The organism is Bradyrhizobium sp. CIR48, assembly GCF_014198315.1.
In the GTDB taxonomy this organism is placed as follows: Bacteria; Pseudomonadota; Alphaproteobacteria; order Rhizobiales; family Xanthobacteraceae; genus Bradyrhizobium.
The window spans coordinates 930,239-955,948 of the sequence record NZ_JACIHG010000001.1 but is presented as its reverse complement, the minus strand read 5'-3'; the positions used below and the strand labels follow the sequence as shown (position 1 = coordinate 955,948).

The window sequence follows — 25,710 nt, the reverse complement described above, 5'->3', positions numbered from 1 at the left end:
ATAAGCACGGCCATGAATCCGGACCATGATCTTCCCAATCACTTTGAATTGCTCGGCACTGATGGTGCCGCGCGGACCGGGCGCCTGACCACGCCTCATGGCGTGGTGCGCACGCCCGCCTTCATGCCGGTCGGCACCGCCGGCGCCATGAAGGGCATGCACTGGCGCGAGGTGCGCGATGCCGGCGCCGACATCGTGCTCGGCAATACCTATCACCTGATGCTGCGTCCGAGCGCCGAGCGGATCGCAGCCCTTGGCGGCTTGCAGCAGTTCACCGGCTGGAACGGGCCGATGCTGACGGATTCCGGCGGCTTCCAGGTGATGTCGCTGTCGGACCTGCGGAAGGTCACCGAGAACGCCGTCACCTTCCGCTCGCATATCGACGGTGCCAAGGTCGAACTGTCGCCGGAGCGTTCGATCGAGGTGCAGCGCTTGCTCGGCTCCGATATCGCCATGCAGATGGACGAGTGCGTGCGGCTGCCCGCCGAGCGCGCCGACATCGAGCGTGCGATGCAATTGTCGCTGCGCTGGGCCGAGCGAAGCAAGCGCGCCTTCGAGAGCGCGCCCGACGGCTACATGCTGTTCGGCATCGTGCAGGGCGGCGACATCCCGCAGCTTCGCCACGAGAGCGCGCAGGGTCTCGTGGCGACCGGTTTCCACGGCTATGCGATCGGCGGCCTTGCCGTCGGCGAGCCGCAGGCGGTGATGCTGGCGATGATCGACGAGACCGCACCATTGCTGCCGAAAGAGCGCCCGCGCTATCTGATGGGCGTCGGCACGCCCGACGACATCCTCGAAGCCGTCAAGCGCGGCATCGACATGTTCGATTGCGTGATGCCGACGCGCAATGGCCGGCACGGCGTCGCCTTCACCCGCTTCGGCCAGGTGAATTTGCGCAATGCCCGCCACGCCGACGATCCGCGTCCGCTGGATGAGGAGAGCTCATGGCCGTCGGCGCGCAACTGCGCGCGCGCCTATCTGCATCATCTCGTCAAGGCGGGCGAGACGCTGGGGGCGATGCTGCTGTCTGAAATCAATATCGCTTACTACCAGTTCCTGATGCAGGGCATCCGGGACGCGATCGCACATGGAAAATTCGATGAGTTCTATCAGCGTACGCGCGCGGACTGGGCGAGGGGCGATATCGCCCCGCGCTAGATCAACGGTCCAAGCTCAGTTGCACACGATCCGCTGCTTGACGGCGTGCTTGGTGACAAAGCCATAGCCGCAATTGTCGCAGGTCCAGAGATAGCTGATGAAATGGTCCGACACATACGCAGATGCTTCGGCGGCGACCATGGAGTCGGCGCACACGGGACAGGTCGGCAACTCGCTGCAACGCGGATCACGCCTTAGCGCTACGGTCGGCATCACTTCAGCAACTGCTGACATCGTGTGACCTCCCTGCTTTGAGACCTAAGTCTAACATAAGCAGAATCAGTTGACGAGGTCGCAACACAAATGCGTTGGTTTTCTGCTAATTGAAGCTCACGCGATTTTGCGATGCAGCGTATTTAACATGTGCCGCATTGTCGCTTGCGTGTCGTCGCAGGCTATCCGTAACTGCGCATGAGCTGCGTAAGAAGCGCAAGTGTCGTCACAGGGAGTTCATCATGGACGCATCGTCCACCACGGGTGCAGCGCACCAACCCGGCCGGGGCCGGATCTATGACTCGATCGTCGACGCCTTCGGCAATACGCCGACCGTGCGCTTGCGCCGGCTGCCCGGCATGCACGATGTGAATGCCACGATTTTGGCAAAACTTGAATATTTCAATCCGGCCGCGAGCGTGAAGGACCGCATCGGCGCGGCCATGATCATCGCGATGGAGAAAGCGGGCATCGTCAAGCCCGACACCGTGCTGATCGAGCCGACCTCCGGCAATACCGGCATCGCGCTCGCCTTCGTGGCGGCTTCACGCGGCTACCGCCTCAAGCTGGTGATGCCGGAATCGATGTCGATCGAGCGGCGCAAGATGCTGGCTTTTCTCGGTGCCGAGCTGGTGCTGACGCCGGCGGCGCAGGGCATGAAAGGCGCGATCGCCGCCGCCGAGGAGCTGTTGAAGACGACGCCGAACTCGGTGATGCCGCAGCAGTTCAAGAACCTCGCCAATCCCGAGGTGCACCGCCGCACCACCGCAGAGGAGATCTGGAACGACACCGGCGGCAATATCGATTTCTTCGTGGCCGGGGTTGGCACCGGCGGCACGATCACCGGCGTCGGCCAGGTGCTCAAGCCGCGCAAGGCCTCACTTCGCGTCGTCGCGGTCGAGCCGGAGGAAAGCCCGGTGCTGTCAGGCGGACAGCATACGCCGCACAAGATCCAGGGCATCGGCGCCGGCTTCGTTCCCGACATCCTCGACCGCGCCGTGATCGACGAGATCGTGAAGATCAACTCGACGACGGCGATCGAGACCTCGCGCGCGCTGGCGCGGCATGAGGGCATTCCAGGCGGCATCTCCTCGGGCGCGGCGATCGCTGCGGCGATCCAGATCGGCAAGCGGCCGGAAGCGGCGGGAAAGACCATCCTGGCGATCGTGCCGTCCTTCTCGGAGCGGTATCTTTCGACAGCGCTGTTTGAGGGAATCTAGGACATGGCGGATCAACCCCCGAGGCGGCCGCGCACACTCGGAGATGCCAGGACCGAGGCCGAGGCGGCATTCAAGAAGGTGACAGCCAAGGTCGCCGCGGCGCCGCCGAAGCCGAACGTGGCGCCGGGAATCAGGGAGCAGGTGACGCTGCGCATCGATCAGGACGTGCTGGAGTTTTTCCAGGAGGGCGGACCGGGTTGGCAGGACCGCATCAACGAGGCGTTGCGCAAGGCCGCGGGGAAGTAGCCAACCTCACAATGACGGAGCATGCTGCGACACCGTCGCACCAAAGAAAAAGCCCGGCGCGAGCCGGGCTTTTGTGTTTTCAATCTTACATATCTCAGCGGCGGAACATGCCGCCCATCATGCCACCGACGACGCCGCCCACGAACGCCGCGCCGGCGGCATCGCCGGGATTGCTGCGCTGGGGAGCCGGTGCCGGTGCCGGTGCGCTGCTGCCTGCGGGCGCGGCAGCACGGCGGGCCGCCTTCTGGCTGGTGTCGCTCGCCGTCGGCGGGGCGGCCTGGACCTCCGAGATCAGGGCCTTGTGCTGGTGCTTGTTGAGGTAACCCGATGAGGGATAGCCGCGCGCGGCCTGCCAGCGCTTGAGCACGGTCCGGGTCTCATCACTGAACACGCCGGTCTGCTTGGTGTCGAAGCCGAGCCCGGTGAGGCGACGCTGCACGTCGCGGCGCTGGGTCTTGTCGAGGCCGATCTGATCCTCGGTGAGCTGGGTGGCCTCGTCGGTAAAGGTCGCCGGATCGACGCCGGCGTTGAGGGTGCGCGTCGCGGTCGACGGGCCGCTCTTGATGGCCGCGAGGCGTGCCAGCGCCAGCGCCTTGAACTGACCGTTCGGATAGGCGGAGAGATAGGCGTTGAGCTCTTCCGGCTTGTTGGACTCTTTCACCGAGCGCCAATATTCGAGCTCGACGCCGTCCGAGCTGCCGCTCGCCGCCGGCACGATGCCAGAAGCGGTCGGCGCCGCGTTGGCGACCTGGGTTGTCGGAGCCTGGTTGAGATAGACCGAGCCGGTCAAGTTGGTGTGGCCCCAGGGCAGCTGACCCTTGCGGGTCTCTTCATTGACCTGGGCGCGCACCGACGTCATCGCCTGCTGGATCTCGATGCCGGGCTTGGTGATGTTGTCGATCAGCGCACGGGTGAACGGGCTGTTGTTGCCCTCCTGACCGTCGAGCGCGGTCTGGCCGGGACCGGTGGCGAACGCGATGAGGGTGCCTTCGCCGGATTTCATCTCGGCAAGACCGCTCTGCACGTTGACGCTGCGCGTCGCGGAGTTCGACTTGATCTTGGCGGCGAACGGATTGTCGCGGCAGGCATCGAGGAAGACGAGCTTGACCTTGGCATCGCCCATGGTCTGCTCGAGCGTCAGATCGATGTTGATGGCGGCGCCCAGCTTGACGTCCATCTCCGACTTGATGTCGGCGTCGACCGGCAGCAGGTAATTGGTGCCGCTGACGGCGATGCCGTGGCCGGCATAATAGAACAGCGCGATGTCGGAGCCCTGCGCCTTGCGCCCGAAGTCGAGCAGCTTCTCCGTCATCTGGTCGCGGCTGAGATTGGAGCCTTCGATCACCTCGAAGCCGACATTGCGCAGCGTCGCCGCCATCGCCTTGGCATCGATCGGCGGGTTCGGCAATTGTGCGACGTTCTTGTAGGAGCCGTTGCCGACGACGAAGGCGACACGACGGTCCGCCTTCGCGGCACTGACCGACAGTGCCACGCACATGAGCGAAGCGAGGAGGGTGAGATAGCGCATTCTGAAATCCCCAGAATCGAATTGCAGGCAGCAACGAATTGGCAACAAACCTACACGAAGTGCCCGACTTCGCGCCACCGAAACGGCGGTCCGTTGCGTGCAACCCGCTGCTGTGTGGCCGAATGTGCACGATGGAAATGATTCCCAACGTGATCCAAATCACACGGCCACTTTGTTTTGTCGCGCGAGGCAGCGCGAGGTTCACGGCGCGCGGGCGGGAACCGCTGAGGCCGGCTTCAAATTCAGCAGATTGCCACAGAGGATCAGCACAGCGCCGAGCACGGTCCAGGCGTCGAGCCGCTCGGAATACAGCAGCCAGCCGGCCGTCGCAGTCAGTGGAACCCGGAGGAAGTCCATGGGAACCACGATTGTCGCATCGGCATGTCGGAGCGCGCTGGCAAGGCAATAATGCGAGAAAGTGCCGCAGACACCGATGACGAAGAGCCATCCCCAAAGGTAGGCTGACGGCCAGGTCCAGACGGCGAATGTCGGCACCAGGCCCACGACCATCTGCACGATGATCATCCAGAACAGGATCGACAAGGCGCTCTCGGTCCGAGTCAGCGATTTCGCCAGGATCATCGAGACGCTGAAGCCGATTGCAGCCCCGAGCGCGATCAGTTGGCCCGGATTGATCTCGCTGGTGGCGGGTCGCACGATCATGACGACGCCGACGATGCCGAGCACGACGGCGGCGATCTTCCAGATCGTCATGCGTTCAGACAGGAACGTTGCGGCCAGCACCGCAGTCCAGATCGGCATGGTGAACTCGATCGCCACCACCTGCCCGATTCCGATCAGCGTCAGTGCGTAGAACCAGCCGAGCTGCGCGAAATAATGGACCCCATTGCGTGCAAGGTGCTGCGGCAGGCGTTTGGTCGCGACCGCCTTGAAGCCGCCGGCGCGGTAGATGAGCGGCAGGAGCAGCGTGAGACCGATCACCGAACGCACTTCCATGATCTGGAAGACGTTGAGCTCCCGCGTGGTCTCGCGCCCGGCAACCGCCATGACCAGCATCAGCGACAGCCAGCCGGCCATCCACAATGCAGCCATCGTTTTGGACGGTGTCGCGCTCATTGGGGCAGGGTGCTGGTGGATGGAATGTGAAAGGACGGCCGGTATCGACGACATCGCCACCGTTTGCAACGGCCAAATCTGCGGATGCAGCGATGCAGGGCGACGTGCTAAGGCATCAACGAACAACGACAGAAAATGGGAGAAATCCGCTCATGCAGATCTTGCAGCCGGCCGAATGGAAAAAACCGCGCGGCTTCTCTCACGGCATTGTGGCGGAAGGCCCTGGCCGCTGGGTGGTTTTGGCCGGCCAGACCGGCGGCGACGAGGCCGGCAATTACACGCCCGACATGGCCGCGCAGGTCGGAGCCGCGCTGAAGCGGATCATCAAGCTTCTGGCCGAGGCCGGCGCCGGCCCCGAGCACATCGTCCGCCTGACCTGGTACCTGACCAGCCGCAGCGAATATGAAGCAGCCGGTGCCGGCATCGGCGCCGCCTGGAAGGAAACGCTCGGACGCAATTTCCCGCCTTCGACGCTGCTCTATATCGGTGGCCTCGTGGACGAGCGGGCCAAGGTCGAGATCGAGGTCACGGCGTTCGTGCCCGGCGCATAAAAAAAGTCGACCCGGCGCGCTCGCCGGATCGACTGCCGGGTCGCTTTACGGTCTTACTTCGACAGCGAGATGTTGGCGCCGCGGAATTGGCTATCCGCGCGGATCGAGACGTTCTGCTTGTTGCCGGACGTCTTCAGCGAGAGGTTGGCATTGAAACCGGCGGCCGAGGCGACCAGCTCGTAGTTTCCGCCGGCACCGCGGCCCTGAAGCGAGCCAGAGATGTTGCGGCTGGCCTCTGACCAGCTGCCGGCGATCGCGCCGCCTTCAGCCTTGACGTTGGCTCCGAGGTTGAACTTGTAGGCGTCGCTGGCGCAGGTCAGCGACATCTCCATGGTCGGTCCGATCGGGGCGTATCTGGCCCGGCAGCGGATCCGCTCGGTCGAGCCGTCGTCCAGGGTGACGACGCCGCCGCCGCTCCAGGTACCCGCCAGCGGGGCGAAGGGGCCCGACTGGGCCATGCTTTCGGTGTTGGCGATCCCTGCCGCAAACAAAACGGCGGCCGCAATCAGCAGCCGCCGGTTCCGGGCGCGAGCCTCAATTGGTTTATTGGCGCGATGCTTCCCACCGCCCGCTGCACGGTATGCCTGCAGATGCTCCATTCCACTTCCCCGATCCGGCGTTGCCGCTGAGTTGACCGTTGGCATATGCACCATTGATCGAAACTTTCACAAGTCCCCCGCTGCCGATGGTGCCGGAAACGTTAGCGCCGGGCGCGGTGATCCGGCCGTCGGCAACCGTCAGCATGGAGCTTGCGGTGGGCTCGCAGGTGCCGCTCTTGGTGACGATGATGACCTGCCAGTTGCCGTCATAGGGGCTCTGGGCGAGGGCGGGAGCGGCGAGGGTGCCGGTCAAAACTGCAGCGGCACAGAACGCCGCGATGCGACCAAAACGCATGAATTCCGTCCTTGAATTTGTCTGATATGCTGACGCTTATTCGGACGAAATGTGACGGAAATTTGTTGCAATGCCAAATCGAAAATTGTTCCTGTGGAAACAATGGTTTATTTGCGGTCCCGGCTCCAATTTTCGAAGCGGAATCAAGGCCCCTTCACGTTAAGGGTAAACGTCAGGAGAGACTCGGTGCAGAGGTCGCGAACTGCTCGTCCTGAGTCTTCGACGGCAGCGCCTTGTGGACCTTGGCATAATCGATCACGTCGGCGAGCAATTTGAGGCCGAGCGGAGCGAGCGCGCGCTCCCAGAGCTCGCGGGCGGTCTCGCCCTTCTTGACGAAGCACCAATCCTGGGCGGCGATGGCGCCAGCGTCCATGCGGTCGGCGAGATGATAGATCGTGCCGCCGGCAATCGGATCGCCTTCCTTGATGGTCCATTCCACGGCGGCCTTGCCGCGATGGCGTGGCAGCAGCGAGGGGTGGTAGCCGATCCCGCCGAACTTGGCGGCGGCGAGCGCGTCCCTGCCGATCCGGGCGTGGCTGTGCGCCGTGATGATCAGGTCGGTATCGGGGGCAATCTCGGAGGCCACCACCAGCTTCGGATTGGCTTGGACCGCGACCTCGATGCCGGCCGCCTTGGCGGACGCGGCCAGCCGATCCTCGGCATCGGCGACGACGACCCGGACGACCGAGACGCCATGCTCCCGGAGCATGTTCAGGGTGGTCACGCCGAAATGGCGGGAGCCAACGAGGGTAATGCGCATGGGTGTCCGATCCGGTCTCGCAACTGCGTCATCCTCCCGATAACACGTCCGGACGCCCTGTCACCCCCCGCGCGGCGTTTGCGCCGGTTATCAACAATGTGCCGGCGGGGCGCGACGGATTTCGCGATTGCGCAGGCGACCGTTCCGGTGCTCCATAGCTGCATTGCACGGCTCGGGAGCGAGTGCATGCGAGGCGCCTGGCTTTTCCTTTTCGGGATGCTGATCGTAGCCCCTCCGGCCCATGCCGGCGGGCCGTACCCTGCTGTGCCGCCGGAGACGGGTGTCGCGCCGTTCGTGGGGCCGACTTGGGACGCCTATCGTTGCGCCGGAGGGCCGGTCACCAATTTCTATCACGGTGCCTATTACGGTGAGGAGCCGCCGGCGCTCTATCGCGGCTATGCTTACCGGCCGTACTATCGCTACGGCGCCTATCGCAGATATCCGCGCACCTATTTCTGCGTCACGGACTAAAGCGTGATCCGGAGAGCCGCTGCGCACTTTTCCCGGGCATGCTTTGGCATTGCTGTGCGGCCACGGCGGGCCTGCATGCGGGCGATAAAACCGGTTCCTGTGTTTCGTTTTTAACAGAGGTATTTGCGGCCGGCTGCTAGACCTGCGCCTACCGGGGCTGGCGACATTTCAACCCGCATCCGTTTTCGAACCCGGCTTTGGCCGCTGGCATAATCGCCAGCGGCCTTTTCGTGCCACGCATCACGAAATCATCGAATGGTAACACGATCTCAACCAGCCTGGCGTATCGACGAATCCGTCGCGGATTTGTATTGCGTACCGCGACACCGAAAATGTCCCGCCGGCCTTTGTGCGCCGCGCGGGCCTTTTTCGCCGGGACAGATTTCATGCCGAGCGCAATTGAGCAGATTGTCGACAGCTATGTGCGGCTGAAGAACCGGCGCGGGCTCGATCAGCTGATGATGCACAGACAGCGGCTCGCGGTCGATCTGAAGAGCAGGTCCGGCTATGATTTCAGCCTGCCGATCGGCCAGATCGACGAGGAGATCGCGATCATCGAGGCCGGCCTTGGCCGGCTCAAGGCGGAAAATTCCAACCCGGTCTAGCGGGGGCAGCGAGGCGGGCTCCCGCGCGGAGTGGGGACGACGCATCGTCGCAGGCCGAAAACCGGTTCATGCATGGTTCAGGCCGGCCATGTCTCAATCCCCGGGTTGTTTCGTGGGACACGAATCCTGCTAGGCTTGTCCCCGTGATTTGGAGGAGACGTCATGATCGAGCTTGCGCTGGCCGGCCTGCTTGCATTCGCAACCGTGCCTGCGGCATCGCCGGAGCCCATGGTGCAGCAAGTTCAGTTCAGGGGTGGTCCGGGCGGACAATGTCCGCACGGCTATGATTACAACCACTCGAACGGCCGCTGCTATCCCAACGACTATCATTCGCCGGGTGTCTATACCCGGGATCCAGGGCCAGGCGAATACTACGGACGACGACGCGGCGGCGGCCTCTGTCCGCACGGCTACGACTACAATTACTCGAACGGCAGCTGCTATCCGAACGGGGCGCACGGGCCCGGCGCTTACGGGCGTCCCGAAGCCTACGGCGGACGACGCGGCGGACTCTGCCCGGACGGCTACGATTACAACTATTCGAGCGGACAGTGCTATCCGAACCGCGCACGTGCGCCCGGCATGTACGGGCGGTAATCGATCGCCGTCCTGAGGCGGGCGCTCAGTCGCGCCGGCCGCCGTCGATCACCGTGAATAGCGGCCGAGCCGGGGTCGGCTCGACCAGCAATTCCTCCACCAGCGCGGTGGCTGCATCGACATATTTGCGTGTCGGCTTGTCGAGAGGGCGCTTGGCCTCGTCGTCGAGCGCGATCTTTGCGGCTTCGACAAGCTTGCGCATGCGCGCCGCATGGTCGTCGCCCGCCGTCAGCGTCGCGCGCGCCAATGAGCGCAGCACGAACAGCTCGCCCTCGAGACGGAGCAGGCGGTCGTTGAGCCTGGTAAGGACGGCGTTGAGGTCGGCCATGTCTGCTGTTCGGCGCGAAGGATCCGTCCTGATCTAGCGACGATCGGTGAACGGAGTCCAAACGGTACCGGTGCAATTCGGCCGATCCTCCGGTCCGTCCAGGATGAGTGGCACGGCGCAATCAGAGGTTGGACAGCCTACCACTCGACGTCGGCCCAGCGCTTGCCGAACACGGGCGGCCGTGTCTTCACGGCTTGCCAGCCGAAGAAATGATGCTTGCCGGACCAGGCATGCACCACGCCGCTACAGATGCTGCATTTGAAGCTGCCGGTGTGGGCTTCGCTGTGCTCTTCCCTGGTCGCGGTGTAATTCATGCCGCAACCTGCACAGGAGAATTCTTCGATCGTCCAGATACTGTTGGCCATTTGATGGAATGCTTTTTGTTGACCTCGACCCAAGGTAGTCACGGGCGTTTGCAACGGCGTAAACCGGGGCAGGGAAATCCGGTTAACGGGCGTTAGCCAAGCCCGGCCGCCGTCGCGGGCTGCGCAGCCGGATCAGCTGCCGTTTCGCATGTCCCGGTCGATGCGCATCTGCACTCGCCTGATTGCGAGCTGCCGCAGCCTGCCTTGCACCCGTCCGGAGCGGACCCTGCCGCCGATCGCATAGGCATATTGCCAATAGCCCGGCGCGGCGTTCGGCCTCAGGGAATAGCGGATACCGCGGTGCATTCCCGCGCGTGCATCGGATTCTCCGGGAGGGTCTGTCATCGTCTTTCGAATGCGGGATGGCCCCGATGTGTTCCTAATCGTGGGCCCCGGCAGTTCCAGTCGCCTTGACGGCGGATGCGTTGCTGGCAATAACGGCTAGACCTCGCAAGCACCGGAAGTTGCGTTCATGCCGCAAGGAAAGCAGTGCCCGTGAAAAGTCTCCGTCAGCTCCTGACGGGAGAGGATGTCATCCAGCTCGTGATCCGGCTCGGCCTGCTCGCCCTGCTGATCATCTGGACCTTCCTGATCATCCGCCCGTTCGTGCCGATCCTGGCCTGGAGCGGCGTGCTCGCGGTCGCGTTCTATCCGGCCTTCAGCTGGGTCGCAAAAATCCTCGGCGGCCGGCCCAAGACGGCAGCAGTGATCCTGACCCTGATCACGCTCGGCATCGTCATCGGCCCGGCGACCTGGCTCGGCATCAGCGCGGTGGACGGCGTGCGTGAGCTGGCGCATCAGCTCGGCACCGGCGATCTGGCGCTTCAGGCCGCGCCCGAACAGCTCAAATCGTGGCCGCTGGTCGGCCCCTTGCTCTACGAACTCTGGGACCAGGCCTACACCAACGTCCGCGCGGTGGTACGCGAGGTGGCGCCGTATCTGCAGCCGCTGGCGGGACCGCTGCTTTCGCTCGCCGGCGATGCCGGCGTCGGCACGCTCCAGTTCCTGGTGTCGGTGTTCGTGGCGGGCTTCTTGTTTCCACATGGGCCGCGGCTGGTCGCGGCCAGCCGCGGTTTCCTGTTTCGCATCGTGCCCGAGCAGACCGAGCATTTCCTGTCGCTCGCGGGTGCGACCATCCGCGCCGTGGCGCAGGGCGTGATCGGCGTCGCGATCGTGCAGGCGCTGCTCGCCGGCATCGGTTTCAAGCTCGCGGCGGTGCCGAGCGCCGGCCTTCTCGCCTTCATCGTGCTGCTGCTCTCGATCGTGCAGATCGGCGCCTTCCTCGTGCTGCTGCCTGTCATCATCTGGATCTGGACCGCCAAGGACGTCACCACGGCGCTGCTGCTCACCGTGTTTCTCGTCGTCGTCGGCTTCCTCGACACCATGTTGAAGCCGCTCGTGATGGGACGCGGCCTGACCACGCCGACCATCGTGATCTTCGTCGGCGTCATCGGCGGCACGCTGGCCCATGGCATCGTCGGCCTGTTTATCGGGCCGATCATCCTGTCGGTGGCCTGGGAGATGATGATGGCCTGGATCAGGACGGAGGATCGGGCGGGGGCGTCCGAGGGCTGATCTCGCCTCGAACGGCGCGATCCTTCCGCCGTGTCGCGCCAGGACCCGAGGGATCGCGGCCTGTGATCCGGGAACTTGTCTGTTCGACTAGACAAGTTACGATCGGGACGATTCTGGTTTCAATGACGGCAGCAATGGCGAAGTCTTCCAAACTGGTTGCCGCCCGGCGCGGCAAGGTCTTGTTGGTCAGACGCCGGTCGGACGGCCTGTGGATGTTCCCGGGCGGTCGCAAGCGCGCGCGCGAGTCCGACAAGGACTGCCTGCGGCGTGAGATCAGGGAAGAGCTGCCCAAGCTGAAGCTTGGCAGGATCAGCCTCTGGAAGGAAGTGACGGCGAGGAACAAGCGTTCCGGTCGCAAGATGAGCGACGCGATCTTCATTGCCAAGACCGCCAAAGGCAGGCTGGCGATCGGCGACAAGAAGGAGATCGACCGTGCCGCCTGGCAGAAGCCGCGCGGCATCCGTCTGACGCCGACCTCGCGCTATATCCGCGACCGCCTGTTTCCGAGGAAGCAGAGGCGACGGTGAGCTAGGCTAGTCCTCGCGTCCCGCTGATCGCGTTCGTCCGGCGAACCTCCTCGACTGCGCTCCCTGCGGTTCGGGCGCAGCAAGCTTCGCTGCCTCGGCCTCGCGCATCTCCTTGCGGACCTTGCGCGCATCGCGCATCGCGCGCTTGACGAAGGGATGTTGGGAATCCTCGGCGAAGAACAGCACCACTTCGCAGCTCGGACATTGCCTGGAATAGCCGTCCTGCAACCGCCCGGCGCGATCGCGAAACACGTTCTTGCACCGCGTGCACTGAATCTGGACTGAACTCATGCGCGCACAACAACGACTTTGGGAAATGGATCGTCAGCTGATCCCAAATGTCTGAAGAAAGCTTGAATGCCTTGGTGGCGGAATGCTCGCAGACCGCGCGGGCAAGCGTCATCGGCCGGCCGTGGCCGGCGGTGGAAGAGGTCGGTTGGAACAGCCGGGCAGTCGCTATTGCTTGGCCGCCATCGTGTCCAGGCATTGGTTGAGAAAGGCGGTGCGGTCCCTCGGCAGCACTTTCTCGAGATCCGCCTTCAGCGCGCATTCGCGCTGGCGCAACTGCTCGGCCCGGCGCTTCTCGGCCGCCTCGCGGAATTCGGGAGCAACCTTGTTGGGATCGACCAGCGGCTGAGAGCGTGCGGGAGCCGTCGCAAGCAGTGCAATGGCGGCGATGAAAATGACTGGTTTCAAATGAGCCTCCGTAAAATGAGGCATCCTAGCGCGCGACGGGTGCGCGCTCAAACCGGGAAATGCGGTACTCCGTTCCGGCGTGATTTGCCGCGCGGGCGAACCTCCGCCGGCGACTTTGGAACGACTTGGCACGGCAAACGTCGAATCCTGGCTCCCGGCCCATCCCCAAGCCCCAAAACCCCCAGGCCGGGAGTAAACCTTCCCCACAAAGGTTGGCGACCTCGGTTCACCGAGGTCGTTTGTTTGGCGTATGTGAACCAGTTCACAAGCGCGCGGTGAAATCGCCGCTATGAAGACGTCATTGCTTGACCAGTTCATTTTGCTCGAAACGCCCCAGCGTGGCTCCAAGCGCTGGGGTTTTTCGTTTCTCTCCGGGCGCAGAATGTTTACAATCGCGCCAAGCGTCGCATCGACAGACGCAGATCTCGCGCCGCGCTAGTTCCGGCCCGAGCTCGATCAACAGCCAAATTGTCGGGATCGCGGCGCCGCGCCGAACGTTGCCACCAGGCGTGCGTTCACCGGGCAAATCCCATATGCAAGGCGAGAAGTCGCCGAATCGGAATGAGGGCGGCTGGCGTTCAGTTGACGACGGCTTACGACCAGAAACGGATTCAAGTGAGGCTTACCAAAAAGGCGCGGGTGGCCAAGTCGCCGCCGAAGAAGGCGTCACCGCACAAGACGTCACCGAGCAAGACGTCGCCACGCAAGGCGCTGCCAACCAAGACGTCGCCAAGGAAGAGCAAAGCGGCGCAGCGCGCTGCGATCTCGTCCTCGTCGCCGCTCGGCGTGCTGGCGCTCCATCTGCTTGCCCAATGGACGCAGTCCGGACGCAGCGGCATCGTCTTTCTCGCCGAGAACGAGAACAGGGCGGAGCGGCTCGGCAGTGTCATTCACGCGCTCGACCCCTCCTGTGAGGTCCTGGTATTTCCGCGATTGAACACTCTGCCGTTCGATCAGCTCGAGCCGTCGCACGAGCTCGCAGGGCGCAGAGCCTCCGTCCTGAGACGCCTCGCAAAATCCAAGAAGCCACTCTTTCTCGTCTCGACCGCCGAAGCCGTGATGGAGCGCCTGCCGCCGCCGGCGAGCCTGTCGCGCCTGAGCGTGAGCCTGAAGGTGGGCGGCACGTTCTCCGAACAGGACCTCGAGGCGCACCTCGAAGCGCTCGGATACGATCTCGACGACGAGCCGGATTATCCGGGCGGGGCGCTGTTCCACGGCCAGACCTTCGAGATATTTCCGGCCGGCGCGCTGGGGCCGTTCCGGATCGAGCATTCGGATCGCGCGATCAGGCGGATCGTGGCGTTCGATCCGAACGAGCACAGGATCATCTTCGAGACCAGGGAGCTTGTCGTCGATCCCATGTCGGAGCGGCTTGGCCTTGCCGGCAAACGCGGCAAGCGCGCGAGCCTGTTCGACTATTGCGGACGCGCCAAATGGATCGCCGATGCGGGCGTGCCGGTGCATGCCGACGGCTGGTTCGACACGATCGAGGAGGCCGCGCCGCGTGCGGAGCGTGAGCGCGAATATCTCGGACGGCGCGACTGGAAGCAGCTCTCCCGGGGCATGAAGGTGTTGCCGCGCGCGTCGTCCTTCCAGACGGTCCCGGAGTTTTCGAAACTGACTTCCTCCAGGAAAGCGCTGCGTGCCTTCGTCGAGGAGACGCGCCGGGCCGGATCGCGACTGATCCTCGCCGCAGCGCATGAAGACGACCTGCGCGTGATGGAGCGGATGAGCGGCCTCAAGGCGCAGCGCTGCGAAGATTGGGACGACGCGGCGCGCGGGCGGAGCGGCGAGGCGGCGCTGCTGGCCGATCTCGATGCAGGCTTCGTGATGCCGGGGAAGAAGCCTCTCGTCGTCGTGACGGCGTCCGACGTGCTCGGCAGCCGGGCGCATCATCCGCAGCCGATGGCGCGCGCCTGGAGCGCGGCCTTCGACCATGCCGACGTGCCCGAGCAGGGCACGGTGGTCGTCCATCTCCAGCGCGGCCTTGGCGTGCTCGACGGCCTGCAGACCGTGAACACCGGCGGCGGCGCAATGCGGGAGATGATCCGCCTGAAATTCGCCGGCGACAATGCGGTGCTGGTGCCGCCGCCCGATCTGGCCCTGATGTGGCCTTACGCGGCCGAGCTCGGCAAGCTCTCGCTCGACAAGGCGGACGGCAGCACCTGGTGGGCGCGCCGCGGTGAGGCCGAGCGCGAAATCCAGGTCGCCGGCAAGGCGCTGGCCAAGCACATCAGCCAGCGCCGCAAGCGGCGCGGCGAAAAGCTGGTTCCGCCGGGATCGGCCTATGAGAAGTTCGTCGCGCGTTTTCCTTACTTCACGACGACCGACCAGGCCAAGGCGATCGCCGACGTGCTGGACGATCTTGCCTCCGGCCACCCGATGGACCGGGTGATCTGCGGCGACGTCGGATTTGGCAAGACCGAGGTGGCGCTGCGTGCGGCGGCCGCCGTCGTGCTGTCCGGCAAGCAGGTGGCGATCGCAGTGCCGACGACGGTGCTGGCTCGGCAGCATGTCGCAACGTTCCAGAAGCGATTTGCGCCGTTCGGCATCGAGGTCGGAAACCTGTCGCGGGCAACCTCGGGCGCGGAGCTGCGCGAGACCAAGGAGGGACTGCGCAGCGGCCGGATCAAGGTCGTGATCGGCACGCAGGCGCTCGGTGGCAAGGACGTCAAGTTTGACGATCTCGGCCTGGTCATCATTGACGAGGAGCAGCATTTTGGTGCGGCCGAGAAGGCCAAGCTGTCCGGCCTCGCCAAGAACGTCCATGTGCTGATGATGAGCGCGACGCCGATCCCGCGCACGCTTGCCGCGGGCCTGGCCGGCTTCCGCGATCTCAGCGTGATCGCTTCGCCCCCGGTGCACCGGCTGCCGGTCGCGACCAGGATCGCGCCGCTGTCGGATGCGGCGATCGCCTCCGCGCTGCTGCGCGAGCAGCGCCGCCACGGCCAGAGTTTCCTGATCTGTCCGCGCATCCAGGATCTCGATCCCATGCTGGCGCGTGTGCAGGCGGTGGCGCCGGACTTAAGCATTGTCTGCCTGCACGGCAGGTTGGCGGCCGACGAGATCGACGACCGCATGATGAGTTTCGTTGAGGGCAGGGCCGACGTCCTGCTCGCGACCAACATCGTCGAGAGCGGCCTCGACATTCCCCGCGCCAACACCATCGTGGTGTGCTGGCCTGAAAAGTTCGGCCTCGCCCAGCTGCATCAGCTGCGCGGGCGCGTCGGCCGCGGCGGCATCCGCGCCTTCGCCCATCTGTTGACCGAGACGCAGTCCGGACAATCCGAGAAGCGGCTGGCTGTGCTCGAAGAGTTCAGCCGGCCCGGCGCGGGCTTTGCCATCAGCGAACGCGACCTCGATCTGCGAGGCGCAGGCGATCTGTTCTCGGAGCAGCAATCCGGCCACGTCCAGGTGTTCGGACCGGTGCTCTACAGCCACCTCCTCAAGATGGCCTCGGAGAAGCTCGACGAGGGGCAGGCGGTGTGGGTGCCGGACCTGAACCTGCCGGTCGCGGACATGCTGCCCGAGACCTATGTGCAGTCCGAGCCGGTGCGGCTCGAGCTCTATGCGCGCGCCGCAAGATGCACAGATGAGGACGACCTCGAAGACCTCGAGGAGGAAACCGCCCGCCGCTTCGGCCCGCTGCCGAAGGTCGCGCGCGACTTCTTCGCCGCAGCCAGGCTCAGGCTGGAATGCAAGCGCAGAGGCATCATCCGCCTCGACGTCGGCCCTGAAGCTGCGGCCGCAACGTTCCTGCCCGGACGCCTGCGGAAGTCGAAGGGAAGATCGCTGCAACGCGACGGCGACCGCGTGGTCCATCACGCCAAGATGCAGGACGCGCCGTTCGAGCGGGTGGAGGAGCTGTTCGAGCTGCTGGACGAGGGGTGAGGGCTCGCGCGTTCGTCAGCGCGAACAACTGCGAATTCGTAGCGGAGTCCTTGTTCCACCATTATAGTTAATCGGGGCGTGGCGAAGGAGATTGTCCGATGTCACATGCCATTCCTCCGATCATTGTCGCGATTGTCGCAAGCTCGTGTCTGTTGGCCCTGGTGCAAGCAGGCGGCGCAAATGCCGGGTCGGCAGGAGCGGGCATGGGAACGGGACCGGGTAGCGCTGGCGGATCGGCGCCTTCTGGAATGGGGACGGGAGCGGGCAATGCAGGTCCTTCCGCACCCGCGGGGATGGGGACGAAGGACACCGCCGCCGGCGGAGATCTAGGCACCAACAGCCAACCGACCAATCCGAACGTTCAGCCCGCCACGCCCGCGAGGTCGCGGGCGGCAACTCAGGCTGCGAGAAATGCCGGGGTTGGTCACGCTCAAAATGGCCTGCCGATCGGCGCGATTGGGAGCGGCACGAGCAATGAGGATCAAAAGGCCACTGGTTCGGCGTCCTCCCAAAACAGATTGCGGCCTGCAACACAGGCTCAGGGAAACACCGGCGTTGGCTCGGATGCTCTCGCAGGGAGAGGCTCGAGCCTTTCAGACCAGCGAGCCGCACGAGCTGGAGACAAGGTGCTGGATGCCAAGGCCCAGGTCGAGCGGCGAACGACTGTGTCGCGCAAACGCGGTACGAGCCCGATAGGACCAGGTTTGTAATCTGCGAGCGGATGGAGGAGCCGTCCGAAGTGCTGGACGAGGGGGAGAGCGCATCAAAATGCGAAAACAACCCCATGCACAGTAGCTAAGTGCGGCTGGCACAAGGTGTTTTGAATCCGGCGGCAAGGCTCGTTTGCTCCGTCGGGCAAAACAGGGGCATTCTGCCAAATTCGGAAAGGTCTTTGGTCAGATGCTGACCTAGGAACGGCTGCCGTAGGGTGGGCAAAGGCGCAGAGAACGCCTTTGCCCACCCTACGGCAGCTGTCAGCGTAGCGCCTCTGGTCTTCGCACGTTCCCCGTAATCGGCCGGGGGCGGCGTAGTCGGCCGCTAACGTGGAATTAATCCAAAATGCTCACAATTTTAGGCAGTTGTGTAAGGGTGCTGCGTACAAGGGGTCGTCGCGAGGGCGGTCCAGGGGCGGTTTCCTGTTGCTCGCTCACTGGGGTCAATGCAAATGACCACGACCTTCGAAATGCAAAGCTTCGCCCAAGAACTCGACGCAGTAGCACTTGCAGCCGCCGCAGCGGAGCAGGAACCCGCGGTCCAGGAAGGCCCGGTTCCGATCAAGCAGTCCAGCCGGAAATCGGTCCTGGCCCTGTCGGTGTGTGCCTTGGCCATCAACGGCGCGGCGGCCATCTACACCTCGCCGTCCGATTTTCGGTCGCTGAATGTCGGCAGCCTGGCTGAACTGCTTCCGCGCCTGGAAGCATCCGTGCCAAAGCCTGATCCGGTCGTCGCGGCCTTGAAGGACATTCAGTCGGCCCAGCAGCAACACACCGCGTTGCTGCAACAGACCAATCAGGCAACGGACCAGAACTCGGTTTTGCTGCAGCAGGATTCAATGGTGCTGCTGTCGCTGCGACAGAGCATCACGGACGAACGGGTCGACGTGAAGAAGATATCGTCGCAGCTGTCCACGCTGATCGCGAAGATCGATACGCTGCAAAATGCGATGGCGTCGGACGTCACCTCGTCCATCCGAAGAGCGCATGCGCGCTACGGACTATCCGCCGCGATGCGCAAGCGGATGGTTCGCGAAGCAAAGCCCCTCGGTCCCGTTTCGGTCGGAGGCGCGCCGCTGACTGTGCCGGCTACGACGGCGGCTCCGGAAAGCTGACGACTGCAACTTCGGGATTGACCGAGGTCGCCCGGATTGACCGTCAGGTCTGACAGTCCGTCACTTCGCGACGTGGTCGATCTTGTGCTGCAGATGCCCGGTGTCGTGATCGCGACGCAACTGGCTCAGCGACGTCTCGTTCAGCTGCAGCAGGACCTCGCTGAGCTCAGTCGTATCGGGATAGCCGGCCGCAAAACCTCTTCCGTAAATCTTGCGCAACGTGCCGACCAGCGTGTTGCCGTGCTTCTTGCTGATCGCGCCATCCTTGTCACGGTGGCGGCCATCCAGGCCGTGTTCCTTCATGGTTCGCTCCCTGTGCGGCGTCTTGAGCGCCTCGAGAGAGCCTGCTCCCAAACGAGTTGACTGGCAATGGCATGGTGCGCGGCAGTCGCGAGCTGCCTGCACCAGCGCAGGTGCCCGCGCTTCTCTCCTGCTTGTGAAGCCGCAATCGGTTGTGGTGAGCCGATCGGCGCATGAGATGACAGCGGGCGATAGCTCGATTGGAGTTGATGCGATGCGCGCTCTTCTTGCCATGGGTCTGTTGCTGGCGCTGTGCGCCTCCGCGAATGCCGCGCCGGTGCATCACCCTCGCGCACGCCATCCTGCGGTGGACCGGCCCCGCGCGAATGCAATTCCGGCGGCGCGCTTTGCCGTCCCTGGCTGGAGCGACGATGCAACGCTGCGCTGGCTGAACAACGCCTCGTCAAACGTCGGCCGAGGCGGATAGCCGCGGAAACGGGCGCTGATGATGGTTCGAATGGCCCGGAAGGGCGGGGCGGCTAGGCGGCCTGCTCCTCGAACGAGGTGTAGACCCGGCCGGCGGGATCAACGACCTGAACGTCCCAGCACCCGTCCTCTGTAAGCTCTTTGGCTTTCTTGAGGGCGGCGGCGAGTGACAGCCGCTTGAGACTGACGACGCCCGCCGTGTCGAAACCGTTGATTTCAAACATGCCGTTCCTCCGGTTTTGGTGAATCCTACACGTTTCCGGCGGGTTGTCAGCGGGTTTTTGGGGTGGGCTGGGCGAGCGGCAAGCTCAGAAAATCTCGCAGCATCGGCAGGCGCAGCCTCCCGCAGGCGCGTCTTTCAATAAGCGGCGCGCCTTTCTAGGGCCGAGTCGGAGCAGTCGCGGTCTTCCGCTCAAGCATGGCCATTTCAACTTGATCAGCCAGGACCGTGAGGTGGCTTGCAAGACGGTCGAACACTTCGCGCTTGCCTGGATCGGTTGCCAAATCGCGGATCAGGGCGCATTCGGCAGCATCTTTCCGAAGTTTCTCGATCTGGGCCAGATAGTCCTTCATTGGGCAATTGCTCTCCGTTCCCCGCAAATGAAATGGTACAGGCAATGTACGAAAGCGAACAGAAGTGATTGCCGCTTTTTCCTAGTCTGCGGTGGCTTGGCCTTCCCAAAGGTCCAAGCACCTCCAGCGGCCCCGGCCTCCCCACCCCAGAAGCCCCCCACCGCCGGGGCCGTCACTGGCGATAGCCCGACCGATCGATCGTATCCCGGGAAGTTGATCTTCTCCGCGTTCGCGATATGGAGGCCTTGAGCCATTTTGCGGCGCACGCGCTGCGACGATGCGCGGCACTTTCAATGGGAACAGTCCCCTCGCCACCGCATTTCCAATTGCATAGTTTCCCGGTTGTCTCGGTCGGTCTTCGAGTGGCCCAGGGGGCGTACAATGGGCACTGGTGATCACACCGCTGTGCTGAAACAGCGTTTCGACGAGCTTGCTTCCGGGCTTTCCGAGTTAGAGAATTTGCGCTCCCGCGTGATCGCGGCCGAGCAAATGCAAAAGATGCGTAGCGCCGATCGCAAACCGGCCGCACCAATCCACCGGACCGCTAAACTCAAATCATCGTCGGCAAAATCCGATCGGCCAAAGAGGCGCCTGGCGCGGCCGCCCAGCGTCGGGCAATGACGTCGACGCCGGGCTACCGGCAATGCCAATGCCGGCTAGATTTTGGCAACCGTCATCAGCATTCGAGCGTGGCCGAAAAACTCAACTAGTGAACTACGCGAAGAAAATAGTAGCCGACGCCGCCGATGACGAGCACCGTGGGGACAGCCCAGAGTATGAATACCGGCATGTCTACCTCCTCCAGTTACCTCCGGTAGCGGGATAACTTGGCAGAGATGGTGCCGTTCCAGCCTTCTAGGGGCGGGGATCCGATCTTCGCGTTGCACGGCTTGAGCTTCGTGAGATTCAGATTAGCGCGTTGAGCACTTGCGAAACCCATCGCAGGCAAGTTGGTCGGTCACTTCGCGGGCTTTTGAGGATCGCTCCGATAGTCGATCGCGGATCGCAGCGGCGCTGATCGCACGAGTGATGGGTTTGCAAGAGCTCAAACCGACTTACGCGCGAGTGCTATGCCAGCGGAATGGTGTCGACGCGCAGACAAGGGCGGCACTGGAAAGCATGGACTGCAGGCAGATTGAGGATGGCGGGAAGCGTGGCCAAAAACGTCATCGGCCGTCCGCACTTGGAGCAGATCAGAACGGGCGGGCTGTCTTTCGCTACGCAAACCATCGCCAAAATGCCTGGAGGGGTAGGGCACAATAGGCGCATGCTGCGGGGAGTTCATCTCGGGGCGACTACTGGGGTTTATCGGAATCTGGCACTCGTTTGCGGCGACGAGCTACCAGAGCTCTATTGCGCATGAACTCGAGTGCGAACCATGTCGACGTCGAAATCGCGACCGGCCGTCACCGAATTGTACATTCCTCATTCCGGAGACGTCGATTGCGTTTTTAGCCTTACGCCGCGCTACCTTCCGAAGTTCGCGCGCGACGAGGTCGCAGCGGGAGGAGCTTCTCGGGCTCTGCTCAAGCTCAATTGGCAGGTCAAAAGTCCTCGGTCGGGTGCGCTTCTACAGCGGCAAGTACGGACCAGCGACAGAAAAGTGCGATTTTTAGAACCCGCTGTCGCTAGACGTCAGCGCATGTCGAGATGGAACGACACTTCGCTCGGAGACCGCGTCCTCGGGCTTGCGGGACTGACGCGCCAAAGCGCCCCCGAAAGGGGATGGGGACTTTTCGCGTAGGCCTAGTGCAACACGCGCGCGGCCTCGGCGAGCCGAACCCTTTCTCTGAGCTCCTCGAGTTCCTGAAGCATTTTCAGGAGATCGGGCAGGACATTTGCCCGCTTCAAAATTCGGGTCGTTTGTCCCATCGCTATACGCCTCCATGGCCTCCTGACGGCGAGCCACATCAAGGCGCACACAGGCAAATTTTCCCCTGCAAGAGAATGAACAATCTTAACCAGATCAGTGGTGGGATGATCGCGGAGCCTGGACAACGCGAAGCGATCCTTTGCCGGGGATTGCGCGTCATCCGCGATAGGCGGGCCATCGGCCTTGCCGGGCCTCATCGGCTCAGCGGTTGCCACAGGCAGCGTAGACAAAGCGCGGCTCGATATCAGACAGGCGGACAACATCAGGCCAGCGATCGGCGCTCAACGCTACGTGATGGCCGCAGTGGCGGTAGAACACAACGCCCTGCAAGCCATCTCGCGCATCTTGCCGAACGTCCGCGTGCGTGGGCGTGTGGCGTCGAGCAGAGCCGGGCATGCCGCTATCGAAGCGCGCCGCAAGCCGGAGTCGATTATCAATTACTTAGGCTTCGGAATGCGCCCGAGCTAGCGCCCCGTAGGTGTGCAAAGATCACTATGACGATCTACCCCGTGATGATTGCGCCCACGCGATCGAGATAACGCGCAACCAGTTCCGTCGCGAGTATGTCCTCAAACTCCGCAGGAATGTTCTTCATGTTCACGCGCAATCGATTCGCCGACACGGGGCCCGTGCAGAGTTTTTCGGTTCGGCTGGTCTTGTTGGCCAAGCTATTGATCCGGCTTTTGGTGAGCGCGCTGGGGCTCGAACCCAGGACCCCGTGATTAAAAGTCACGTGCTCTACCGGCTGAGCTACGCGCTCCCATGGCCGCTGATGGCACGTCAGAGATCGCCATCGTGATCGGACATTCGAGAAGCATGTCTTGCCGCTACGCTTAGGCTGGCGTCGCGGGGAAAACCGGCTGTTTCCGGATCATGCTTTCGGCCCGCGCTGTGTAGGGGGATGGGGCGCTGAGGTCAATAGCGTGGGTGGTTGCTGAAAGTCGCGGCAGGGGCGGGGATTTGCTCGCGGTTTCCGCCGCTTAAGGCGGAAAGCTCAACCCGATTGGCGGGCCGTCATCCACGCCGAACTGTCAGGGGTCGCCGGACCGGCTCGGCCTGCATGGTTCGAGACGCCCGCTTTGGCGGGCTCCTCACCATGAGGGTCTATCCCTTCGCCTCCCGCCGCACCTCGTTCGGCACGGGCTGCGGCGTGCCGGGAGCCGGCAACGCGACCGGGCGCAGGCCGATCAGCTCGGCGGTGCGGATCGCGCTGTCGCGCCAGAACTGGAACGAGTTGATGCGGCTCAGCTCGAGGATGGCGATGGCGACGGCCGCCAGGAACGGCAGGCTCTGCAGCACCAGCACGCCGGCGAAGATGTAGATCTCGGTGATCTGGCGGTAGCTGTTGGAGGCGATCAGCACGCCGGCGCCGATCACGAGCAGGGTGCCGATCACGGCCTCCCAGAACGCCTGGAACTCGATCGACATCCTGGACAGGCCGCCCTTGGAGGTGCGGGCGAAGGCGATGTGCTCGGTGATGAGGCCCTGCGCCACTGCGCGCGACACCGTCCACTGCACGCTCATCGCGGCGATCATGGCGCCGAGCATCTGGCCGGGCTTGATCGCGACGCGGGCGCGGTACATCGACAGGAAGTGCGCCAGCGAGACGATGAAGGCGCCGATGATCGGCAGCGTCAGGATCTTGTCGGGAATGGCGATGTCGGCGAAGGCGACGATCGGCACCCAGACGAGGTTGAGCAGCGCCACGACCACGCCGAGACTTTCGGCGCCGAGCCAGTTCAGCCAGCCCAGGCCATATTCGCGCTTCTGGTCGGGCGTCAGCCGGCTCTTGCCGGGCAGGAAGTAGCGCCAGTGCTTCTTCACGATCTGGAGGCCGCCATAGGCCCAGCGGTGACGCTGCTTCTTGAAGGCCTCGTAGGTGTCGGGCAGGAGGCCCTGGCCGTAGCGGTGGTTGGTGTAGTGGGTTGTCCAGCCGAGCTCCTGGATCGCAAGGCCGAGATCCGAATCCTCGCAGATCGTATCGGACGACCAGCCGCCGGCCATGTCCATCGCCGCGCGGCGGATCAGGCACATCGTGCCGTGCACGATGATGGCGTTGGCCTCGTTGCGCTGGACCATGCCGATGTCGAAGAAGCCGGCATATTCGCCGTTCATGATGTAGTGCATGATCGACAGATCGCCGTCGCGATGCTCCTGCGGAGCCTGCACGAGGCCGACACGCGCATCGGCGAAGGCAGGCACGAGGTCCTTCAGCCAGTCGGGATCGACGGCATAGTCGGCGTCGAGGATGCCGATGATCTCGGCATCGGCGGCGGTGCGGTCCATCGCAATCCGAAGAGCGCCGGCCTTGAAGCCCTGCACCTTCTCGGCGTTGATGAACTTGAAGCGTTCGCCGAGCGCGCGGCAATGGTCCTGGATCGGTTGCCAGAACGCGGGATCCGGCGTGTTGTTGATGATGACCACGCATTCGTAGTTCGGATAGTTCAGCCGCGACAGCGCATCCAGCGTCTGCTTGAGCATCTCGACCGGCTCGAAATAAGCGGGGATGTGGATCGAGACTTTTGGGCAGTAATGCTCGGGAACGTTCTCGACCGGCTTGCCCTTGCTGAGCAGCCGCTGCGGCGACCGGCCGAAGGCGACCGCTGCGATCTCGTCGATGCGCGCCATCGCGATGAGAACGAGCGGAACGAGCAGGATCATGCCGAGCGTCAGCGCGAAGGCGGAGCCGAAGATGAAGTAATGGCTGTTCCAGAACGCGAACACGGTCGCGGCCCAGGCGCCGACGCCGTTGGCCGTCGCCGACAGCAGGAAGGCCTGCTTCGCGGTCGGCTTTTCGATCCGCAGGATCGGCAGCGACAGCAGGATGCCGACCAGGAGCGCGATGCCCATCAGCTTCCAATAGTCGGGATTCTCGACCGGACCGGTCCAGGCGAATTTCGGCTCACGGCTGGCGTTGAGGATGCCCCAATACGGACCGACGCCGCCTTCGAAGAATTTCCAGGGCTGATCGATGGCCTCGACGATGTTGTATTCCATGCCGATGGCTTCGGCGCGGCTGACGAAGTTGCGCAGGATCAGAGCCTGTTGGAATGAGCCCGGATCGGCGTTGCGCAGATTGTAGCCCTGGCTCGGCCAGCCGAACTCGGCGATCACGATGCGCTTGCCGGGGAACAGGTTGCGCAAGAGATTGTAGCGGTCGACGGCCTGGTCGACCGCCTGGTCCGAGCGGAAGTTTTCCCAGTAGGGCAGCACGTGGGCGGCGATGAAATCGACGCTGGAGCCGAGGTCGGGATTGTCGCGCCAGATGTTCCAGATCTCGCCGGTGGTGACGGGCACGCGGACCGAGCCCTTCACCTTCTTGATCATGTCGATGAGGTCTTCGACCTTCTGCTCGCCGCGGTAGATCACCTCGTTGCCGACGACGACGCCGACGACGTTGCTGTTCTTGCGGGCGAGCTCGATGGCGGCCTTGATCTCGCGCTCGTTGCGATCCTTGTCCTTGTCGATCCAGGCGCCGACGGTGACCTTGAGGCCGAACTCGGCCGCGATCGGCGGCACCAGTTCCACGCCGCCGGTGGACGAGTAGAGGCGGATCGCGCGCGTCATGGTCGACAGCGTCTTCAGGTCTGCGCGGATTTTCTCGACCGTCGGGATGTTGTCGATATCGGGGTGAGCCGAGCCTTCGAACGGCGCGTAGGAGACGCTCGGCAACAGGCCCTTGAAATCGGGCGCGGGTTCCTTGTCGCGCAAGACTCCCCACAGCCCAGCGTGAAGCGCGGAGACGAGCAACAGAACGGCGGCGACAACGCGCATCGCGGCTAAACCTGAAGGGGCTGAGGGGGCAGGGAAGCGGATCCGACCCCGAGATCCGACCAAGTCCGCGGCAAAGGGAGCATATCTCCGCCGCACGGTTTCACAACTGTCATGGCCTCATGTCCTTATGAGGGCATGGCCTTTTTCGAACGACGCGCGGCAGTGCCAACCGCGTCTATGGCCGATCGTTCCTGAACGACAGCTGAAACGGCCAAGTCTATTTAAGACCTTGGG

The 25,710-nt window shown here is 63.7% G+C and carries 30 protein-coding genes and 1 tRNA gene; 14 read left to right on the top strand and 17 right to left on the bottom strand.

The features are described from left to right. Positions 1–12: 12 nt before the first annotated feature. Complete coding sequence (gene tgt / locus GGD66_RS04690) at positions 13–1,158, top strand: tRNA guanosine(34) transglycosylase Tgt (protein ID WP_183256979.1); 1,146 nt, start codon at positions 13–15, stop codon at positions 1,156–1,158. Positions 1,159–1,173: 15 nt separating this feature from the next. On the opposite strand, the gene GGD66_RS04685 is transcribed toward tgt, so the two are convergent. Next, a complete protein-coding gene (locus tag GGD66_RS04685) occupies positions 1,174–1,392 on the bottom strand; it encodes a hypothetical protein (RefSeq protein ID WP_018317928.1) in 219 nt (72 codons plus the stop codon). Positions 1,393–1,613: 221 nt separating this feature from the next. On the opposite strand from GGD66_RS04685, the gene cysK reads away from it, so the two are divergent. After that, the gene (cysK, locus tag GGD66_RS04680) at positions 1,614–2,591 is read left to right on the top strand and encodes a cysteine synthase A (protein WP_018317929.1); all 978 of its coding nucleotides are present in this window, start codon (positions 1,614–1,616) and stop codon (positions 2,589–2,591) included. A 3-nt stretch (positions 2,592–2,594) separates the two neighbouring features. Further along, a complete protein-coding gene (locus GGD66_RS04675) occupies positions 2,595–2,837 on the top strand; it encodes a BrnA antitoxin family protein (protein ID WP_092257940.1) in 243 nt (80 codons plus the stop codon). 94 nt (positions 2,838–2,931) lie between these two features. On the opposite strand, the gene GGD66_RS04670 is transcribed toward GGD66_RS04675, so the two are convergent. Together GGD66_RS04670 and GGD66_RS04665 are read right to left on the bottom strand one after the other, a co-directional pair. Further along, on the bottom strand, positions 2,932–4,365 hold the full coding sequence (locus GGD66_RS04670) for a caspase family protein (protein ID WP_179736634.1): 1,434 nt from the start codon (positions 4,363–4,365) through the stop codon (positions 2,932–2,934). A 201-nt stretch (positions 4,366–4,566) separates the two neighbouring features. Further along, positions 4,567–5,442 carry a DMT family transporter gene (locus GGD66_RS04665; RefSeq protein ID WP_183256978.1) on the bottom strand — a complete coding sequence of 292 codons (876 nt, stop codon included), beginning with the start codon at positions 5,440–5,442 and terminating at the stop codon, positions 4,567–4,569. A gap of 152 nt (positions 5,443–5,594) precedes the next feature. On the opposite strand from GGD66_RS04665, the gene GGD66_RS04660 reads away from it, so the two are divergent. After that, positions 5,595–5,993, top strand: a complete 399-nt coding sequence (locus tag GGD66_RS04660; protein ID WP_183256977.1) for a RidA family protein — start codon at positions 5,595–5,597, stop codon at positions 5,991–5,993. Positions 5,994–6,046: 53 nt separating this feature from the next. On the opposite strand, the gene GGD66_RS04655 is transcribed toward GGD66_RS04660, so the two are convergent. The 3 genes from GGD66_RS04655 to GGD66_RS04645 all read right to left on the bottom strand — a co-directional run bounded on the left by GGD66_RS04655 (position 6,047) and on the right by GGD66_RS04645 (position 7,647). Beyond that, positions 6,047–6,592, bottom strand: coding sequence for a hypothetical protein (locus tag GGD66_RS04655; RefSeq protein WP_177237166.1), 546 nt, complete (start codon positions 6,590–6,592; stop codon positions 6,047–6,049). Then, positions 6,537–6,887: a hypothetical protein gene (locus GGD66_RS04650; RefSeq protein WP_026201935.1), complete on the bottom strand. Its 351-nt coding sequence runs from the start codon at positions 6,885–6,887 to the stop codon at positions 6,537–6,539. Before GGD66_RS04650 ends, GGD66_RS04655 begins: the two co-directional genes overlap by 56 nt. 172 nt (positions 6,888–7,059) lie before the next feature. Continuing rightward, on the bottom strand, positions 7,060–7,647 hold the full coding sequence (locus GGD66_RS04645; protein ID WP_018317936.1) for a formyltransferase family protein: 588 nt from the start codon (positions 7,645–7,647) through the stop codon (positions 7,060–7,062). Positions 7,648–7,833: 186 nt separating this feature from the next. On the opposite strand from GGD66_RS04645, the gene GGD66_RS04640 reads away from it, so the two are divergent. The 3 genes from GGD66_RS04640 (at position 7,834) to GGD66_RS04630 (ending at position 9,320) form a co-directional block, all read left to right on the top strand. Further along, a complete protein-coding gene (locus tag GGD66_RS04640) occupies positions 7,834–8,118 on the top strand; it encodes a hypothetical protein (RefSeq protein ID WP_092258603.1) in 285 nt (94 codons plus the stop codon). 386 nt (positions 8,119–8,504) lie between these two features. After that, positions 8,505–8,723 carry a hypothetical protein gene (locus GGD66_RS04635; RefSeq protein WP_026201937.1) on the top strand — a complete coding sequence of 73 codons (219 nt, stop codon included), beginning with the start codon at positions 8,505–8,507 and terminating at the stop codon, positions 8,721–8,723. Positions 8,724–8,885: 162 nt separating this feature from the next. Continuing rightward, positions 8,886–9,320 carry a hypothetical protein gene (locus GGD66_RS04630; RefSeq protein WP_018317939.1) on the top strand — a complete coding sequence of 145 codons (435 nt, stop codon included), beginning with the start codon at positions 8,886–8,888 and terminating at the stop codon, positions 9,318–9,320. 25 nt (positions 9,321–9,345) lie between these two features. Here the strand turns inward: GGD66_RS04630 and GGD66_RS04625 are convergent, their stop codons facing one another. The 3 genes from GGD66_RS04625 to GGD66_RS04615 form a co-directional block, all read right to left on the bottom strand. After that, positions 9,346–9,648 carry a hypothetical protein gene (locus GGD66_RS04625; protein WP_018317940.1) on the bottom strand — a complete coding sequence of 101 codons (303 nt, stop codon included), beginning with the start codon at positions 9,646–9,648 and terminating at the stop codon, positions 9,346–9,348. A gap of 137 nt (positions 9,649–9,785) precedes the next feature. Continuing rightward, positions 9,786–10,013, bottom strand: coding sequence for a hypothetical protein (locus GGD66_RS04620; protein ID WP_018317941.1), 228 nt, complete (start codon positions 10,011–10,013; stop codon positions 9,786–9,788). Between the two features lie 132 nt (positions 10,014–10,145). Next, on the bottom strand, positions 10,146–10,358 hold the full coding sequence (locus GGD66_RS04615; protein WP_026201938.1) for a hypothetical protein: 213 nt from the start codon (positions 10,356–10,358) through the stop codon (positions 10,146–10,148). A gap of 150 nt (positions 10,359–10,508) precedes the next feature. Between GGD66_RS04615 and GGD66_RS04610 the strand changes: the two genes are divergently transcribed. After that, positions 10,509–11,588: an AI-2E family transporter gene (locus tag GGD66_RS04610; protein WP_018317943.1), complete on the top strand. Its 1,080-nt coding sequence runs from the start codon at positions 10,509–10,511 to the stop codon at positions 11,586–11,588. A 134-nt stretch (positions 11,589–11,722) separates the two neighbouring features. Next, positions 11,723–12,115 (top strand): NUDIX hydrolase, encoded by a 393-nt coding sequence (locus GGD66_RS04605; RefSeq protein WP_018317944.1) that lies wholly within the window; start codon positions 11,723–11,725, stop codon positions 12,113–12,115. Positions 12,116–12,121: 6 nt separating this feature from the next. Here GGD66_RS04605 and GGD66_RS04600 read toward each other — a convergent pair whose 3' ends face one another. Together GGD66_RS04600 and GGD66_RS04595 are read right to left on the bottom strand one after the other, a co-directional pair. After that, positions 12,122–12,406 carry a hypothetical protein gene (locus tag GGD66_RS04600; RefSeq protein WP_092257955.1) on the bottom strand — a complete coding sequence of 95 codons (285 nt, stop codon included), beginning with the start codon at positions 12,404–12,406 and terminating at the stop codon, positions 12,122–12,124. Positions 12,407–12,571: 165 nt separating this feature from the next. Beyond that, positions 12,572–12,811: a hypothetical protein gene (locus GGD66_RS04595; RefSeq protein ID WP_018317945.1), complete on the bottom strand. Its 240-nt coding sequence runs from the start codon at positions 12,809–12,811 to the stop codon at positions 12,572–12,574. 561 nt (positions 12,812–13,372) lie between these two features. Between GGD66_RS04595 and GGD66_RS04590 the strand changes: the two genes are divergently transcribed. Then, on the top strand, positions 13,373–16,702 hold the full coding sequence (locus GGD66_RS04590; RefSeq protein WP_246788762.1) for a DEAD/DEAH box helicase: 3,330 nt from the start codon (positions 13,373–13,375) through the stop codon (positions 16,700–16,702). 1,159 nt (positions 16,703–17,861) lie between these two features. Further along, positions 17,862–18,530 (top strand): hypothetical protein, encoded by a 669-nt coding sequence (locus GGD66_RS04585; RefSeq protein ID WP_183256976.1) that lies wholly within the window; start codon positions 17,862–17,864, stop codon positions 18,528–18,530. A gap of 60 nt (positions 18,531–18,590) precedes the next feature. Here the strand turns inward: GGD66_RS04585 and GGD66_RS04580 are convergent, their stop codons facing one another. After that, positions 18,591–18,833, bottom strand: coding sequence for a hypothetical protein (locus GGD66_RS04580; RefSeq protein ID WP_026201940.1), 243 nt, complete (start codon positions 18,831–18,833; stop codon positions 18,591–18,593). 211 nt (positions 18,834–19,044) lie between these two features. Between GGD66_RS04580 and GGD66_RS04575 the strand changes: the two genes are divergently transcribed. Continuing rightward, positions 19,045–19,257, top strand: a complete 213-nt coding sequence (locus GGD66_RS04575; protein ID WP_092257967.1) for a hypothetical protein — start codon at positions 19,045–19,047, stop codon at positions 19,255–19,257. Positions 19,258–19,309: 52 nt separating this feature from the next. Here GGD66_RS04575 and GGD66_RS04570 read toward each other — a convergent pair whose 3' ends face one another. Together GGD66_RS04570 and GGD66_RS04565 are read right to left on the bottom strand one after the other, a co-directional pair. Further along, the gene (locus GGD66_RS04570; RefSeq protein WP_018317950.1) at positions 19,310–19,480 is read right to left on the bottom strand and encodes a hypothetical protein; all 171 of its coding nucleotides are present in this window, start codon (positions 19,478–19,480) and stop codon (positions 19,310–19,312) included. Positions 19,481–19,634: 154 nt separating this feature from the next. Beyond that, positions 19,635–19,829 carry a hypothetical protein gene (locus GGD66_RS04565; RefSeq protein ID WP_018317951.1) on the bottom strand — a complete coding sequence of 65 codons (195 nt, stop codon included), beginning with the start codon at positions 19,827–19,829 and terminating at the stop codon, positions 19,635–19,637. Between the two features lie 381 nt (positions 19,830–20,210). Between GGD66_RS04565 and GGD66_RS04560 the strand changes: the two genes are divergently transcribed. Both GGD66_RS04560 and GGD66_RS04555 read left to right on the top strand, forming a co-directional pair. Then, positions 20,211–20,450: a hypothetical protein gene (locus tag GGD66_RS04560; RefSeq protein WP_129590934.1), complete on the top strand. Its 240-nt coding sequence runs from the start codon at positions 20,211–20,213 to the stop codon at positions 20,448–20,450. Positions 20,451–21,885: 1,435 nt separating this feature from the next. Next, a complete protein-coding gene (locus tag GGD66_RS04555) occupies positions 21,886–22,170 on the top strand; it encodes a hypothetical protein (RefSeq protein WP_183256975.1) in 285 nt (94 codons plus the stop codon). 34 nt (positions 22,171–22,204) lie between these two features. Here GGD66_RS04555 and GGD66_RS04550 read toward each other — a convergent pair whose 3' ends face one another. The 3 genes from GGD66_RS04550 to GGD66_RS04540 form a co-directional block, all read right to left on the bottom strand. Further along, a complete protein-coding gene (locus GGD66_RS04550; protein WP_183256974.1) occupies positions 22,205–22,369 on the bottom strand; it encodes a hypothetical protein in 165 nt (54 codons plus the stop codon). Positions 22,370–22,386: 17 nt separating this feature from the next. Continuing rightward, positions 22,387–22,462: transfer RNA gene (locus tag GGD66_RS04545), tRNA-Lys, on the bottom strand. A 344-nt stretch (positions 22,463–22,806) separates the two neighbouring features. Beyond that, entirely contained in the window at positions 22,807–25,476 is a 2,670-nt protein-coding gene (locus GGD66_RS04540; RefSeq protein ID WP_183256973.1) for a glycosyltransferase, read from the bottom strand. Positions 25,477–25,710: the final 234 nt, after the last annotated feature.